The following is a 412-nucleotide window of genomic DNA, read 5'->3' as shown; positions in this document are numbered from 1 at the left end:
TCTTCGTCGGTGACCATTTCGAGGGTCAGCTCGTCGTGGTTGCGCAGGAAGATGCCCCACTGGCAGCGCGAGGGGATGGCCGGGGTCTTGGCGAGGATTTCCGAGACGGGGTAGCGCGATTCTCGCCGCACGGCCATGAAGATGCGCGGCATGACCGGGAAGTGGAAGGCCATGTGGCATTCGGAAGGCCATGTGGCATTCGTCGCCGCCGCTTTGGTAGTCGCCGAAATAGTCGACGACGTCCTCCGGCCACTGGTTCGCTTCCGCCAGCAGCACCGTGTCCGGGTAGTGGGCGTCGATCTCCTTCCGCACCCGCTTGAGGAACTCATGGGTCGCGGGCAGGTTCTCGCAGTTCGTGCCCTCCTCCGCGTACAGATACGGCACCGCGTCCAGCCGGAAGCCGTCGATGCCC

1 pseudogene is annotated in these 412 nt (G+C 64.8%); it reads right to left on the bottom strand.

Annotated features, from left to right (window positions below):
- Positions 1–412: pseudogene (locus IF78_RS47355) on the bottom strand (alpha-amylase family glycosyl hydrolase); the annotation flags it as partial.

The sequence above is a fragment of the Streptomyces bicolor genome, from assembly GCF_000719285.1.
GTDB classification, from domain to species: domain Bacteria; phylum Actinomycetota; class Actinomycetes; order Streptomycetales; family Streptomycetaceae; genus Streptomyces; species Streptomyces bicolor.
The sequence above is the reverse complement of the archived record's forward strand: the minus strand, read 5'-3'. Positions and strand labels throughout refer to the sequence as shown.